Source organism: Mesorhizobium sp. M1A.F.Ca.ET.072.01.1.1, assembly GCF_004023325.1.
GTDB lineage: Bacteria > Pseudomonadota > Alphaproteobacteria > Rhizobiales > Rhizobiaceae > Mesorhizobium.
On the sequence record NZ_RZSF01000751.1, the window covers coordinates 1 to 431 of the forward strand.

The window sequence follows — 431 nt, forward strand, 5'->3', positions numbered from 1 at the left end:
GCTCAAGGAGGCGGCGCTGGCAGCGGAAGCGGCGGCCCTTGCCGTCAATGGCGTCACCAATTCCTCCGGCAGCAGCGCCAGCGCCGGCCTTGGCGGCCTGGTACTTGCGACCTCGCATGGCTTTGTCGGCCAATATGTCGCGTCGCGCTTTTCACGTTCGACCAGCGTCATTGCAGGCCAAGGCACGGCGATGGAACGCGACTATGAATTCTCCTCGCGCCAGCATTTCGCCGATCTCGACGCGCCGGAGGAGATCGGCCGCAAGGCCGGCGAACGCGCCGTGCGCCGCCTCGGCGCCCGCAAGGCGGCGACCGGCCCGGTCGACGTCGTGTTCGACCCGCGTGTTGCGCGCGGCATTGCCGGCCATCTCGCCGGCGCCATCAACGGCGCCGCGGTGGCGCGCAAGACCAGCTTCCTGCGCGACATGATGG

The 431-nt window shown here is 69.4% G+C and carries 1 protein-coding gene; it reads left to right on the forward strand.

Annotation, left to right across the window (positions count from 1 at the left end; genetic code table 11):
• Positions 1 to 431: metallopeptidase TldD-related protein (locus EOA32_RS37860; protein WP_348632253.1), on the forward strand; the 431-nt coding region annotated here is incomplete at both ends.